Below are 13,476 nucleotides of genomic sequence, written 5' to 3' on the forward strand. Positions count from 1 at the left end.
GTTTGGGGATCCACTGATGACGATGGTTCAATTAGGGTGCCACCACGCCGTTCTTCACGAGTTGATCCACCTCGGCCGGGCCGTAACCCAGCTCCCCGAGAATGTGACGGCTGTGCTCGCCCAGCTTGGGCGGTGGCGGCATGGCGTCGGGTCGGCGCATGCCCGCAGCGAGCTGCGCTGGAAAGGGGATCAGCGGCAGGCCCGGCAGCTCCGGATGTTCGACAAAGCGGGCGGCCAGCACCGGGTCGGCCATGGCCTGAGACACCGTGTTCACCGGGCCGCAGGGAATATCGGCGTCCTCGAAATCTGCCACCCAGGTGGCTGCCGGACGGGTGTTGAAAATCGACTCCAGTTCAGCCAGCAGCGCCGGCCGGTTGGCAATGCGCGCGGCGTTGCGCTGGTAACGCGGATCGGTGAGCCACTCGGGCCGCTCGATGACACCACAAAACCGCTTGAACGCCGCTTCATTGACCACCGACATGCTGAACCAGGCACCGTCGGAGCCGCGAAAGTGCCGGCTCGGCACGGCAATCGGCAGGTTCACCGAGCGAATCGGCTCGCGCTTTTCAAGCGCATATTCCCCCACCTTGCTCGCCATGAAATTGAACATGGTGTCCACCAGCGACAGCTCCACGCGCTGCCCCAGGCCGGTCTGCTGCCGGTGCATCACCGCGGCCAGCACGCCCAAAGCGCCGCACATGCCGGACGCCACATCAATGACCGGCAAGCCAATGCGAACCGGTGGGTCCCCGGCCTCGCCACTGGCATAAAAGGCCCCCGTCATGCCCTGCACCACGCTGTCGACCGAGGGCCTGAGCCGGTAGTAGCTCTGCTCACCGAAGGCGCTGACCATGTAATACACCAGCGTCGGGTTGATGCGCCGCACCGCGTCGTAGTTCAGCGCATGGGCCTCGGCAAAGTCGGGGCGAAAATTGTGCACCAGCACCTGGGCTTTTGAAATCAGCCGCTCCAGCACCGCGCGCCCGGCCGGCGTGCGTATGTCCAGCGCAATCGACTCCTTGCCCCGGTTGCAGGCCATGAAGGCGGCACTGGAGTCGCCATAAAACGGCGGGCCAAAATGCCGCCCTTCCTCACCCATCATGGCTTCGACCTTGATGACGCGCGCGCCCAGGTCGGCCAGCACCATGGCCGCGTAGGGTCCGGCAATCAGGCGGGACAGATCGATGACGGTGATGCCACTCAGAACGCCTTGCACGGCGCAGCCTTTTTTACTTGCTGGCGCGCGAGCGGGCGCGGAAGGCTGCGATGCCGGCGCGATGCTCGGGCGTGTCTTCGAGCACCGCCATGTGCGAGGACACCATGTCCAGGTGCGTGGCGAGCGCCATGGTCTGGCTTTGGTAAACCGCGCGGCGAAAGAAGCGCACCGCCTGCTGCGGCTTGGAGGCAATGGTGCGCGCCATCTCGTAAGTGGCCGCCATCAGTTCGGCGTCGGGCACCACGCGGTTGACCATGCCGATGCGCTCGGCTTCTTGCGCCTCCACCACGCGCCCCGTCCAGAACAGCTCCAGCGCGCGCGCCGTGCCGATCAATCGTGGCAGGAACCAGGCCCCGGCATCGCCGGCCATCAGCCCGATGTTGATGTAGCTCTCGGCCAGCGTGGCCGAACTCGCCATCAGGCGGATGTCGCACATCAGCGCCATGTCGCAGCCCGCACCGCGCGCCGCGCCGTTGACGGCGGCAATGACCGGTTTTTCCATCCGCTCCAGGGTGAGCGCGATGCGGTGCACGTGCCGGTACAGAAAGTCCTTGCGGCCCATGCTGTCCATTTCGCTGAACCGGGCCATTTCCTCGAAATCACCGCCGGCACAAAACGCGCGCCCGGCACCGGTGACGACGACGACCTTGACGCGGTCATCGGCCTCGGCCTGCTCGAGCGCCGCGCGCCAGGCATCCACCATCTCGAGATCGAAGGCGTTGAGCTGCTCCGGCCGGTTCAGCGTCAGGGTGCAGATGCCGTCGGCATCCACTGCAAACAGAATTGGGGCAACGACGGACATGAGAGTCTTCCTTCAAGTGAAGTGGACGGCAAACAGGGGCGTAGAGGCAGCCCGGATTTGTGCTTTTAATGTATTTTAACAGAACGGTTGTTAGTTAGAGCCGATCTGCGAATCCACCTCCGGACGGGATTCATCGATCCGCTCGGTCTATGCATTCTGCGCCAGGGCGTTCGCGCAATAAGCCACCCGACTGGCAGCGTCCAACTTCGGTCAGAATCTCCATCTTCGACCAGCATCGGCGCGCAACGCAGCGTGGCTGTTGATTTCCACGCAGAAGGGGGGTTGCTCGAAACCGATCGCTTGGCAACTTCTGTAGTCATGAACCTCAACCGCTCCTGCAAATCCTCAACGATCTTGGCCAGAGCTCTGTTCAAGCCCTTTGCCTCCCCCAGCTAAGCCATGGCCTAGGCCAGCGAAGCGTCGGCACTCCCCAGCCGCGTCCGGTACTGCGTCAACTCCACCTCCATCCCTAATTTCGTCGCCGCGAACTGCTCACGCGCAGTCTTTTCCGACATCCGCCCCCCAGCCATTCGCTCTGCCGCGACGACCTCAAGTTTCATAGTTGTCACATCTCGGACGATCATATGGCCGCTTGTGAAACAGATCCGGGTGCTCTTGGTACCACTCCGACATGGCCTTCATTGGCGGCTATGCGGCCATTGAACCGCTCCACCATGCCGTCGATTCTTGGGGTCTGGGTCCTGGGCTTGGTCAGCCGGTGCTCTATGCCCAGCTCCTGGCACTGAATCGCCCCGGGTTGAACTGACCCCCAGAAGTTGGACAAACTTCAAGGGGTTACATGAAGAAGTACAAAACGGAGTTCAAGCTGGAAGTGGTCCAAAGCTTCTTGGCTGGCGAAGGCGGCGCGAAGCTTTTGGCTCGGCGGTGGTCGGTTCCCGAGGAGAAGGTACGCACTTGGGTGAGCCACTACCGCCTGCACGGCATAGACGGATTGCGCCCCAAGGGCAGCACGTACAGTGCGCAGTTCAAACTGCAGGTACTGTCCCATCGGGATCGCGAACAGCTCTCCAGCCGCCAGGTCGCGGCGATCTATGACATCCGCAATCCAAACCAAGTCGTGGTCTGGCGGCGCACTCTCGATCAAGGCCGCCTGCAGGCGCGCGAGCGCGGGAATGAAGAACAACCCAAGATGAAGCCAAAACGACGCTCTGCCGCACCGTCGAGCACGGTCGTTGCTGATGCGGAGAAAACCCTGCGAGAAGAGAACGAACGACTACGCGCGGAGGTCGCGTGTACCAAAAAAAATTGCAGGCCTTGATTCGGTCGAAGAGATCAGCTGCGCCGACAAAGCGCATCTGATTGCCGGGTTGAGGCATCACCATAAATTGGCATACCTGTTGCAGGTCGCAGGCCTGCCACGCAGCACGTTCTACTACCAATGCCAGGCGAGCCAGCGCGCCGACCAGCAAAGCGCCTTGGAGGCCAGGATCCGCACTGTCTATGACGAGCACAAAGGACGCTACGGCTACAGACGGATCACGGCCGCGTTGTGCAATGGGGTGGCGGAACCGGTCAACCACAAGTGCGTGCAGCGTCTGATGCAAAAGATGGGGCTACGTGCGTTGATCCGGGCGAAGAAGCGCTCCTGGCATGTCCCGGGCACGAGCGATGCGCACGTACCCAACGTTCTGCAGCGCGACTTCTGCGCGACCGCCCCAAACCAGAAATGGGCGACCGATGTCACCGAGTTCAATGTAAGCGGCCAAATGCTCTACCTGTCGGCCTGCATGGACCTGTACAACGGCGAGATCGTCGCGTACCGCATGGCAAGGCGGCCGGTCTTCGAGATGGTTTCCAGCATGCTTGAGGCCGCGCTCTCGCGGACCAACTGCGTCGCAGGCCTGATCGTGCATTCCGACCAAGGTTGGCACTACAAGATGCAGCCCTACCGAGCGATGCTCGTGCGACGCGGAGTCGAGCAAAGCATGAGTCGCAAGGGCAACTGCTTCGACAACGCGGCGATTGAAAGCTTCTTCGGCACCCTGAAAGCCGAGTACTTCCGTCTCGAAAGGCCCGATAGCATTGATGCGCTCGAAGCAGGCGTGCATGATTACGTCCACTACTACAACCACGAGCGCATCAACCTCCGGCTGCAGGGGCTCAGTCCGGTGGAATACCGATTGAGAAGCACCGCCTAATCGGCGGAATGGTGACCGTCCAACTTCTGGGGGTCAGTTCAGTTTGAGGAGGCTCAACACTCTGAGAGGATTGAGCCATGAAGAAGACGAACAAGTTCTCGCCCGTGGTGCGTGAGCGCGCGGTGAGGATGGTGCAGGAGCAGCGCGGGGAGTACCCGTTGCCCGTCGGCGTATCGACGTCATGCCGCGCTGCTACGCCAGCCCCACAAGCGCTGCGCCCGTGCCAAGCGCGACGAGTTGCTGATGCCGCAGATTCAACGCGTCTGGCAGACCAACATGCAGGTCTACGGCGCCGACAAGGTGTGGCGGCAACTGGCGCGCGAAGGCGTGACCGTAGCTCGCTGTACTGTCGAGCGACTGATGCGCAGCATGGGACTGCGCGGAGTGATGCGTGGCAAAGTCGTACGCACCACCATCGGTGACGCCAAGGCTGCGTGCCCGCTGAACCGGGGAAACCGGCAGTTCCGGGCACAGAGGCCCAACCAGTTGTGGGTCAGCGACTTCACGTATGTCTCGACCTGGCAGGGCTAGCTGACCGTGCACCCCAGCGGCTACTACGCCTGGAAGTGCGATCCGGTGAGTTCTCGTGGCAAGGACGATTAACGCTTGTTGGGCTTGCTCAAGCACGCGTGGCTGGAGAGTGGTGGCGTCTATGGCTATCGCAAGCTCACGATGGACATGCTCGACCTGGGAGAGCGCTGCGGCAAGCACCGCGTGGCCCGATTGCTCAAGCTTGAAGGCCTGCGTTCACAGACTGGCTATCGACGCCGACCTGGCCCGCGTGGCGCCAAGCCAGCGGTGGTGGCACCAAACCATCTGCAGCGCCAGTTCAATGTCAGCGAGCCCAATCAGTCATGGGTGACCGACATCACCTTGTATCTTGGGGGTGTGGCGAATAGCGTTCGCCGCACGAGGCGGGGACAGCACGGACATTACGTGAGGCCTCAAGCCTGGGATGTAGATGTCGCGCCCCGCCTCACCTTCGCGCCAATCCGAGATCGGACGGTAGCAAAGGCCTCGCCGTGTGCGATGAGCCTGCATTGACAAGGTAGATCGGCCCGAAGGGCATGGCGCGCTACAACCCGGAGGCCCGACATGCTTTACTTTGGAATTGATGTATCCCGCGACAAGTTGGACTGCGCCGTGGTCGATGAGCAAGGCCAGCGCGTCAAGCGCGCGCGTACCTTCACAAACGACACCCAGGGCGTCATTGAGCTCATAGGCTGGGCACGCGCGGTTGCTGTCGATCAGCCACGCCGCTTCGTCATGGAGGCGACCGCGGCATACCACGAGCTCGCAGCGACCCGACTCCATTGCGCCGGCCTAGTCGTCTCGGTCGTGAATCCGGCGCAGGTTCGCGCGCTGGCCAGAGGATTGGGAACACTCAGCAAAACCGATCTTATCGATGCACTGCTACTGGCACAGTACGCGCGACTCGCTGAGCCCAGACAGTGGCGCCCGACGAAGCCTCAGTTGCAGGAATTCAGCGCGATGCTGTTGCGACTTGATTGCCTCGAAGCTGACCTTCGGCGCGAGCAGAATCGGCGGGAGCAAGCGGCAGTCCGGGGCTCGGCAGATTGTGTAATGGCTTCCATCGATGCCTGCATCGAGTTCCTGCGCGGTCAGTGCAAGGCGATGCGCAAGACGATCGACTCACACATCGTCGCCAACGAAGGGCTGAGCCAGAGCATCACGCGACTGCGCACGATTCCCGCCGTTGGTGAGAAGACCGCAAAGCGCATGGCTGCCATCCTTGGCGCCAACGACTTCGTCAGCGCCAAGGAAGCGGCGGCGTTCCTTGGCCTCGTACCGATCAAGTGCGAATCAGGCAGCAGTGTCAGAGGTCGCTCCCGCCTGTCTAAAGCAGGCAACCCAAAGGTGCGCGCGTCTCTCTACATGGCGGCGGTCGTCGCGAAGAAGATTAATCCGGACATCAAAGACTTGTACGACAGACTCTGCGCGCAGGGGAAGACCAAGATGTCGGCGCTCGGAGCGTGCATGCGCAAGCTCGTGCATCTTTGCTATGGTGTCCTCAAATCCGATCACGACTATGTGCCGCCGGAGGCCAGATCATCTTGACATTCAAGACGGTATCTACATCCGCACCCATGAAGGCTGGTTGTACCTGAGCGCCGTCATCGACCTGTTCTCCAGGCAGGTGATCGGCTGGTCCATGGGGCACCGCATCGACACTGAGATAGTGCTCAACGCGCTGCTGATGGCATTGTGGCGCCGACAACCCAAAGCTGCTGTCACCGTCCACTCTGATCAGGGCAGTCAGTTCACTGGGCATGCATGGCAAGACTTCCTGCGCGCTCACAACCTGGTTTGCAGCATGAGCCGTCGGGGCAATTGCCATGACAACGCCGTGGCCGAAAGCTTCTTTCAACTTTTGAAACGAGAGCGAATCCGTCGCCAAATCTACCCAACCCGCGATCAAGCCAGAGCCGATGTCTTCAACTACATCGAGATGTTTTACAACCCTAAGCGACGCCACGGCACTGCCGGAGATACTTCACCGGTAGAGTTCGAAAAACGCCATTTCCAACGGCTCAAAAGTGTCTAGGTGTCGCATCCCGGACGACCATATGGCCGCTTGTGAAACAGATCCGGGTGCTGCTGGTACCAGTTCTTTATCGCCTGCATAGGCGTCTTGCTGCCCAGCGCTGACTGGTGCAACTGGTGGTTGTACAAGGCCACGTAGCGCAGCAAAGTCTGCTCCATATCCTCTCGGCCGTTGAAGCGGTGGGTCTTCAGAACATCGGTGATGCGCCCGCTGAAGCGCTCCACCATGCCGTTGGTTCTTGGCGTCCGGGGTTGGGTCAGCCGATGCTCGATGCCCAGTTCCTGGCACAGCTGATCAAATTCATGGTTGCCAGTGGGCTGACGCTCACGGCTGGCAAACAGGCGGTCCGTGAACTCCTTGCCGTTGTCCTTCAGCAGCTTGCTGATCTTGATCGGGCAGGCCTTGTGCAGTGCCCTTAGGAAGGCCTGTGCGCTGGCCGCTATCTTGTTGGCCTTGAGTTGTACGAACACCCATCGCGTGGCCCGGTCGATGGCCACGAACAGGTAGCGCCGGCTGCTTTCGTCCTGCATCTGGGGCAGGTACTTCACATCCACGTGCACATAGCCTGGCTCATAGCTCTTGAAAGCCTTGTGGGCCGCCACGGGCTCGCGGGGCTTGAGCTCGTTGAGATTGCCCGTCCCATGGCGGCGCAGGCATCGGTCCAGGCCAGAGCGAGAGACATCTGGGCTCAGGAACTCCCGCGTGACGGCCAGCAGGTCATCCAGGGGCAGCAGCAAGGTACGCCGCAGGTGGAGCACCACGATCTCTTGTGCAGGTGTCAGAACGGTCTGCAGGCGGTGGGCCGTGTGCGAGCGATCCCCAAAGACCTCGCGCTTCTTCCACTTGTAGACCGTCTGCTCGGTGATGCCGAAACGCTGGGCCAGCACACTGGCGGTCTCGTCGCTGGCGGCTATCTCGGCACGCACGGCAGGCGTGGTGCGGGCGTTCTTGTGCAGGGCTATCAGCATGGCTTTACTCCCAGACTCGGTTGCAACGACTCTATCAACTCTTGCAAGACGGCTCGCGCCATGAAGAGCGGATAGCGTTTGGAGTCTATGCAATCGTCCGGGATACGACATCTAGGGAATACGGGGCGATTTAAGCCCAAATTTCCGGACAAAGTTTGTCTACAACTTTGCTAAAAAATAGGAACAACAAAAAAATGAACGTGATGCCCCCTCTATTTTCATGCATTATTTGCTAGACGTTAACGGAGTTTAAGGCAGATCAGATGTTAAATGCAAAACAATTTCAAACCGTCGAAAAATTACCGAACTTAACGAAACGATCAAAGCTATACAAAGTAACGTAACTATCCAATCTTGCGAAATTTGCGGCAGCGATGTACATTCCTCTCTGGAAGCCACGGTCAGGACGAGCCATGTCCGCCACGCGACCACAGGAGAACGAGATGCTTGCTTGGATAGATGGCCCATGTGGGCCGAGCGCACCCGCCGCGTTCGATCACTACGCGATCATTCGCCGTAGTGGCGACCTTGTGCCCTTTGAACCGCAGTTGATTGCTCAGGCCATGATGAAAGCGTTCCTGGCCGTGCATCAGACGATACGGCGGTCTTGCACATGGCACCCGTTTTCCTACCCGATGAGCACCCTGTCGAGTCGCGTCTCGCAGTGGTATAGCCACGAACGCCTGGAGGTCCGCTTCCCGAAGATGGGCGGTGGCGCGCGCCTGAGGTCACGGCGCCGCAACAACACAGACCTTCGCGACGGATCTACTTCTGGCTTCTTCTCGGCGGCAAAGCCCAACCTGCGCAACGCGCCATAAGCGCACCACGGTTTGAAATCCCCATGAACACCCTGTCCATTTCCTCACCGTTTGCCCACCGCAATGCCCCAGACCTCTCGCAGGCGTCTCCTGATCCCTACGCGACAGCGGCCCAGTCTGCCGCTGTCTTGCGCTCGGGTGCGCAGTACCGCCGCGAGCGCATGGAAGCCGACGACATGATCACGACCGACGACGCTGCACTGCTGGCAGGCGCCAGCCGGGTGACCATCAACGCCTGGATCAAGTCGCGCCGCTGCATCGGGGTTTCCCACCTGCGCCGGGGGTTCAAGTTGCCGCGCTGGCAGTTCGAACCCAACCTGTGGCCCATCCTGCAGCCCTTGGCATCGGCCCTTGGCGCGTCCGATGGCTGGCAGGTGCTCACCTTCCTGGAGACGCCGGCATCGGCCCTCGACGGCCAGACACCGCGCGCCGCACTTGAGCAGGGCGTCCCAGCGAAACACATCCTGGCATTGGCAACGGCTGAGGCTCACTGAATGACCTCGCCTCATGAACCTGACAGACCTCAATCCGCCATTCATTGAACTTCCTGACCGCCAAATCTGGCACCGCATCCAGCGCACCAGCTGGCGCAAAGACAGCGTGCGAACGCGCGGGTTCATCCTCCCGCCCTTCGGCATTCCCACTGGCCGTTTCGATCTGTCCGACGAGCCCACTGCCTACCTCGCCGATAGCGAGCAGACCTCGTGCTACGAGGCGCTTTTTCGGCGGGACACGCGCAGCTACACCCTGGATCAACTCCGGCAACGCTCACTGGTAGCCTTTCGCACGGCAGCAGGGATGCGCCTTGTCGATCTGCGCGGGCTGGAGGAGAACTACCCTGTGCTGCAATCCCTGCGTTACGAGGCCACACAAGCCTTTGCCGCCGACGCCCGGAAGGCCGGTGCTCATGGGGTCATGTACGCATCCGCGCAGCACCCCTACCATTCCTGCATCTGCCTGTTCGAACGCGGCGTGGCCAGCATGACCAAGGTATCAAGCACACCGCTCGTGCAACCCGGCAGTGATCGCCTCCACCTCAGTGTTCTGCGCGCAGCTCTGGGCTCTCAAGTAGCCATCGTCTCGTGAATCAGGAGTGCAACCCATGCCCATGACCCCGCGTCCATCAGTAGTGCGAACCGATGCCGATGGCCTTGCCGCCTTCCAGGGTGACGCGCTGCTGGTGCTGGAGATCTCCAAGCGCGAGATTGAAACCGGAAACATCGCGAGCGCGCTGGAGCGCCTGCACGCAATCGCCGAGTCCTGAGAGACGGCCCTTCGCTACCAAGAGTGCCTGGTGATTCAGGTGCTGGGTTACGACTCTGACCACCGTGAACTGGCGGAAATCCCCGAGGTGCGCGCCTTCTTTGCCGGACTCGCTCGAGAGTGGCCCCACTGGATGTGGTTCCTGCACAGGCATGTAGGGGCGATCCATTTGCTGTTGGCACTGCTGTGCAAGGTCAAGATCCATCGCCGGGGGAGCAGTACAGGGACCGAGTTTCTTGACCGCCATGAGCTTGCTGCCCAGATGGCTGACCTGTTCCAGCGCGGCAACGCCATGTTCGAGGCGTTCGGAATCAGCGAAAGCGAGGCCGAAGCTTCATGCGAGCGCGCGTGCGCTGAGCTGGTTCCATAGCCACCGTCATCCGGGGCCGTGGACGAGCCGATGGGATGCTGGATCACCCCCTCAGGGTGCATGGGCCACGACAAGAAACACCTAACGGATGGGAAATCTGGGCGGAAAGGAGATTCCTGTCGCCCGAACCCACGACAGGATCACCCGAGCGAAAAGGTCAGTCCTGGTAGACGGACACACGCCGCAGCGTCTTTCCCAAAACGACCACCTCCACACTGCCGACCGTGTAGCCACCGAGCTGCCATCGGCGGCTTCCATCTGACGCCCGCTGCTGCTCCCCAAAGGCACCTGCCATCCGCTGCTCGAACGCAGACATGTCCTCGGCCGTGACGCTGCAGGTGACACCCACCATGCCCCGGCGCGGCTGGAAGTCGAATTGCACGGGCCGATCCACTGAGCAGGGAATGAAGCCGTCGCTCAAGCGGATCGGCGGCTGCATGCCGGCCTGGTAGCCCATGCCACACCCGATACCGCCTCCAAACGAATAGGCACTGCAGTTGCGGACATCGAAGCCATAGAGATCGCCAGCATCTCTGGGCGACATCCCCAGCGGAGCTGCGACCGACACGCCACCCTCATCACCAGGCTTGGCGATGTAGACCATCTGGGCCGAACCGCAGCCAGGGTACAGCCGCACCTTGTAGCTGGTACCGTCCTTGAGCTGGCTGGACACGTCGAAGAACCCCTCCTTCGAAAACGAGGTCTTTACGTTCCACGGACCCTCATGTTCCAGCACCTTGCTGATGGCCTCGATCAGGCTGGACTCACGGCAGGAGCCGCTTTGGGTCGCGGCGAACCAGGTTGCCTTGGCCTGCGCCGATTTCGTCACGTCATCGGCGCAGCGCAGCCAAGACTTGTCCGAGTTGGCGGCGGCATAGGGCCCCCAGCACCACCCACGGGATTCAGCCATCTCCTCCGCAAGGTTCGCGCGGCTGCACGGAGATCCTGGCTTGTCCGAATCCTGTGTCGCCGCGCGGCACTCTACCCGCTGGTGCAGGGCCTCGGCCTGCAGCTTTTCATCGCTCATGGCGCCGTAGGCTTTGCGCACGTCTTCGACGGTCGTTTCACCGCAACCGGTCAGCGCCAAAGTTGCGGCCGACACCAAAGGCAAGAGGACAAGAAGCTTCATTGGGATGGACGGTAAAGGGAAGTGGCGAGCTTAGCCCGGAGCGTGCTCAACTGGCCACCGCTGGCGTCCAGTTCGGTGAAGTCGTTCACATTGCCCGTCCAAAAACTAAGGGCTGACCACCGGTCAGCCCTTTAGCAAAGAATCGAGCGTAATGTGAGAGCGCTGTTCTTCGCAAAACCCGATCAAAGGATCAGAACGCTCATCCTACCCGCGCACTTCACTCAAAACAACTGTCGGTGGATACTCGTAGCCCCTTTTCAAAAGGTATGCCTGTACTGCGGTGAATCTGACCTTGGCCAGATCCAGGTCCGTGAATAGTTCCTGTCTGCGCCCATGACGGCGATTTGTCTCGCCGTACCAATGGCGGTTGATTACACAGGCATCGAACAGATCAACATCCAGGCTCAGGATGTACCGGCGTTTTCCACGAACAAACTCTTGACGCATACGCGCTCCGCAGAAACAGGCCTGCCTACGACGACTTGGCGCGCTTGCTGGCGAGTCCCACGGCCAGGTCAGTCAAGACCGCAGCTTGCAGGTTCTGCAATAAATCCTCAGGCACTCTGGTCCAGGCCAAAATGGAATTGGGATATGCGCCTACTGGCATTCCGTGTTCATTGAGGATGCAGGTGGTATTCCCCTGAGTGAAAACACTGCCATAAATGACGGTAACCGATGGCTTCATCATCATTTCCAGGCCGAGGGAATCAAGGTACATCGAAGGGTCGTGGGCAATGACCTCCACATACCGCTCATTGTGAATACCGCACCACTTACGGCAAGCCATGGCGACTCGGACTCCCTCTGGGGGTATGCCCACAGTCCAAGAGCCAAGACTTGCGGACTGAGTGTTTTTCAGATCTTCATTCATTCAATTAACCCAAAGAACGTGCAAAGCTTCGAACGCCTTTGCCAACCCTGTTACTAGCGTCGGTCGTGGACGATGCAACCGGAGTCAACTCGGTACTGCTTGGACTACCTACAATCTCCTTTACCGGGTCAACAGGCTTCGGAAGAGACTCCACGTCAGTTGCATTCGTCGGTAGCGCAGGTTGTCTTGAGCGTGGGCTGTCCGACGAAATCTGAGATCTAGGCTCCGCCGCCATAGATGCTTGTATTGCTGGCTTACTCCCGTCTACTACGAGTTTCCCCGTCTCTGAATAGAGCGCCAGAAGTGCCAATATCCTCAAACGTTCGGCTCTAGCGCGCTTAGAAATACTGCTCAACTGATCTAGCAACTTTGGTTGTGTTTCGCCAATAAACACTGCGAACTGGATCGGTTCGAGCTGCCCGTCAACAACCCCCATGTTTACCGGAATGCCCCTGAAAGTTTCTGATCCGCTTTCAAGGTACATACCGATCATTGCCAAAGCCCTAAGCCGTTCTGATCTGACATTAGCCGGAATCCGCGCAAAAGCACTATGCAAAAGCGGGTATGCCTCGTTAATTTCGACAACGACTTTCAGGCTTTTGCCGCTCATACAGAAGCACCGCCGAGCAGCCAAAATCCACGCGCATTCGAAAGCACAGGATTTTTAGGCGATACCACTTTCAGGCGCGGGAATGCCTCCTGAATTGCCTGCTGGAAGAAGGAAGATCCACCGCCGACCAGAACAATAACGTCAGGAGACATAGTTTCCACGCGGAGAGCCTTTTGAATCGAAGTGGCTGCGACAGAGGAAAGAGTTTCACTTGCCTTCTTGAGGAAAGGAGCAAGTTCGACACGCTCACCCATGAGCAAGATGCTTTCCTTGCCGGAGTGAATTGCATTTCCGATCGTTTCGACACTCACTTTTGCTCCGTGCTCTTCGGAAATAAAAGTTCCCGCTTGCGCTCCCACCTTCATTACATAAACTTCACAATTAATCGCACTCCATTAGACACTTAATGCAATTACGTGCAATTCTTGTCGCAGGTCAACCGCAGCGTAGTCGCAGCAAGTACGCCTGGCGTCGGACGGTCTCGTAGCAGTACAGAGTGACTAATGACTCACTTCAACGAATTGCTCGGACAAAACGACGTTTTCATCATTTTACGCCTCTTGATCCTAATAGGATGAATTCACACCCCTCTTTATGCGGACTGCAAGATCAGCTGTTCCAGCGGCTCTTTGACCTAGTGGATTCATCCTATTAGGATGGAACGGCAAATAATGGATCATAAAGAGACCCAACCCCCTCCGCTC

13 protein-coding genes and 4 pseudogenes are annotated in these 13,476 nt (G+C 59.7%); 10 read left to right on the forward strand and 7 right to left on the reverse strand.

Going from position 1 to position 13,476, the window contains the following annotated elements:
- Positions 1-31 precede the first annotated feature (31 nt).
- The 3 genes and pseudogenes from C8C99_RS23700 to C8C99_RS23710 form a co-directional block, all read right to left on the reverse strand.
- Positions 32-1,216: a CaiB/BaiF CoA-transferase family protein gene (locus C8C99_RS23700; RefSeq protein ID WP_158274196.1), complete on the reverse strand. Its 1,185-nt coding sequence runs from the start codon at positions 1,214-1,216 to the stop codon at positions 32-34.
- Positions 1,217-1,229: 13 nt separating this feature from the next.
- On the reverse strand, positions 1,230-2,018 hold the full coding sequence (locus tag C8C99_RS23705; protein ID WP_108627426.1) for an enoyl-CoA hydratase/isomerase family protein: 789 nt from the start codon (positions 2,016-2,018) through the stop codon (positions 1,230-1,232).
- Positions 2,019-2,567: 549 nt separating this feature from the next.
- Positions 2,568-2,760, reverse strand: a pseudogene (locus C8C99_RS23710) (IS481 family transposase); the annotation flags it as partial.
- Between the two features lie 57 nt (positions 2,761-2,817).
- On the opposite strand from C8C99_RS23710, the gene C8C99_RS23715 reads away from it, so the two are divergent.
- The 5 genes and pseudogenes from C8C99_RS23715 to C8C99_RS23735 form a co-directional block, all read left to right on the forward strand.
- Positions 2,818-4,177, forward strand: a protein-coding gene (locus C8C99_RS23715; RefSeq protein WP_369867863.1) for an IS3 family transposase whose coding sequence is annotated in 2 segments (ribosomal slippage) — positions 2,818-3,287 and positions 3,286-4,177 — 1,362 coding nt in all. Because the reading frame shifts where the segments join, the coding sequence is not laid out codon by codon here.
- A 162-nt stretch (positions 4,178-4,339) separates the two neighbouring features.
- Positions 4,340-4,705: pseudogene (locus C8C99_RS23720) on the forward strand (IS3 family transposase); the annotation flags it as partial.
- Between the two features lie 3 nt (positions 4,706-4,708).
- Positions 4,709-5,050: pseudogene (locus C8C99_RS23725) on the forward strand (IS3 family transposase); the annotation flags it as partial.
- Positions 5,051-5,272: 222 nt separating this feature from the next.
- Complete coding sequence (locus tag C8C99_RS23730) at positions 5,273-6,256, forward strand: IS110 family transposase (protein WP_108627428.1); 984 nt, start codon at positions 5,273-5,275, stop codon at positions 6,254-6,256.
- A gap of 7 nt (positions 6,257-6,263) precedes the next feature.
- Positions 6,264-6,743: pseudogene (locus tag C8C99_RS23735) on the forward strand (IS3 family transposase); the annotation flags it as partial.
- On the opposite strand, the gene C8C99_RS23740 reads toward C8C99_RS23735, so the two are convergent.
- Positions 6,740-7,711, reverse strand: coding sequence for an IS481 family transposase (locus C8C99_RS23740; protein WP_108627429.1), 972 nt, complete (start codon positions 7,709-7,711; stop codon positions 6,740-6,742). The pseudogene C8C99_RS23735 and the gene C8C99_RS23740 sit on opposite strands and share 4 nt — an antisense overlap.
- Positions 7,712-8,124: 413 nt before the next feature.
- On the opposite strand from C8C99_RS23740, the gene C8C99_RS23745 reads away from it, so the two are divergent.
- From C8C99_RS23745 to C8C99_RS24295, 5 genes are read left to right on the forward strand one after another with little or no spacing between them, the layout of a single operon-like run.
- A complete protein-coding gene (locus tag C8C99_RS23745; protein ID WP_146186048.1) occupies positions 8,125-8,529 on the forward strand; it encodes a hypothetical protein in 405 nt (134 codons plus the stop codon).
- A 23-nt stretch (positions 8,530-8,552) separates the two neighbouring features.
- Positions 8,553-9,023: a hypothetical protein gene (locus C8C99_RS23750; RefSeq protein ID WP_060985853.1), complete on the forward strand. Its 471-nt coding sequence runs from the start codon at positions 8,553-8,555 to the stop codon at positions 9,021-9,023.
- Positions 9,024-9,036: 13 nt separating this feature from the next.
- Complete coding sequence (locus C8C99_RS23755; RefSeq protein ID WP_108627431.1) at positions 9,037-9,615, forward strand: RES family NAD+ phosphorylase; 579 nt, start codon at positions 9,037-9,039, stop codon at positions 9,613-9,615.
- A 16-nt stretch (positions 9,616-9,631) separates the two neighbouring features.
- A complete protein-coding gene (locus C8C99_RS24290; RefSeq protein ID WP_231940643.1) occupies positions 9,632-9,793 on the forward strand; it encodes a hypothetical protein in 162 nt (53 codons plus the stop codon).
- A 30-nt stretch (positions 9,794-9,823) separates the two neighbouring features.
- Positions 9,824-10,162, forward strand: coding sequence for a hypothetical protein (locus C8C99_RS24295; RefSeq protein ID WP_233247483.1), 339 nt, complete (start codon positions 9,824-9,826; stop codon positions 10,160-10,162).
- A gap of 157 nt (positions 10,163-10,319) precedes the next feature.
- On the opposite strand, the gene C8C99_RS23765 is transcribed toward C8C99_RS24295, so the two are convergent.
- The 3 genes from C8C99_RS23765 to C8C99_RS23775 form a co-directional block, all read right to left on the reverse strand.
- On the reverse strand, positions 10,320-11,291 hold the full coding sequence (locus C8C99_RS23765; RefSeq protein ID WP_146186049.1) for a hypothetical protein: 972 nt from the start codon (positions 11,289-11,291) through the stop codon (positions 10,320-10,322).
- A gap of 472 nt (positions 11,292-11,763) precedes the next feature.
- Positions 11,764-12,009: a hypothetical protein gene (locus C8C99_RS23770; RefSeq protein WP_146186050.1), complete on the reverse strand. Its 246-nt coding sequence runs from the start codon at positions 12,007-12,009 to the stop codon at positions 11,764-11,766.
- 759 nt (positions 12,010-12,768) lie between these two features.
- Positions 12,769-13,137: a hypothetical protein gene (locus C8C99_RS23775; protein ID WP_199226554.1), complete on the reverse strand. Its 369-nt coding sequence runs from the start codon at positions 13,135-13,137 to the stop codon at positions 12,769-12,771.
- Positions 13,138-13,476 lie beyond the last annotated feature (339 nt).

The sequence above is a fragment of the Acidovorax sp. 107 genome, assembly GCF_003058055.1.
Classification (GTDB): domain Bacteria; phylum Pseudomonadota; class Gammaproteobacteria; order Burkholderiales; family Burkholderiaceae_C; genus Acidovorax.

Coding starts and splice junctions, on each gene's coding strand:
- C8C99_RS23705 (WP_108627426.1), bottom strand. CDS start 2,018: ATGTCCGTCGTTGCCCCAATTCTGTTTGCAGTGGATGCCGACGGCATC.
- C8C99_RS23730 (WP_108627428.1), top strand. CDS start 5,273: ATGCTTTACTTTGGAATTGATGTATCCCGCGACAAGTTGGACTGCGCC.
- C8C99_RS23740 (WP_108627429.1), bottom strand. CDS start 7,711: ATGCTGATAGCCCTGCACAAGAACGCCCGCACCACGCCTGCCGTGCGT.
- C8C99_RS23745 (WP_146186048.1), top strand. CDS start 8,125: ATGTCCGCCACGCGACCACAGGAGAACGAGATGCTTGCTTGGATAGAT.
- C8C99_RS23750 (WP_060985853.1), top strand. CDS start 8,553: ATGAACACCCTGTCCATTTCCTCACCGTTTGCCCACCGCAATGCCCCA.
- C8C99_RS23755 (WP_108627431.1), top strand. CDS start 9,037: ATGAACCTGACAGACCTCAATCCGCCATTCATTGAACTTCCTGACCGC.
- C8C99_RS24290 (WP_231940643.1), top strand. CDS start 9,632: ATGCCCATGACCCCGCGTCCATCAGTAGTGCGAACCGATGCCGATGGC.
- C8C99_RS23765 (WP_146186049.1), bottom strand. CDS start 11,291: ATGAAGCTTCTTGTCCTCTTGCCTTTGGTGTCGGCCGCAACTTTGGCG.
- C8C99_RS23770 (WP_146186050.1), bottom strand. CDS start 12,009: ATGTACCTTGATTCCCTCGGCCTGGAAATGATGATGAAGCCATCGGTT.
- C8C99_RS23775 (WP_199226554.1), bottom strand. CDS start 13,137: ATGAAGGTGGGAGCGCAAGCGGGAACTTTTATTTCCGAAGAGCACGGA.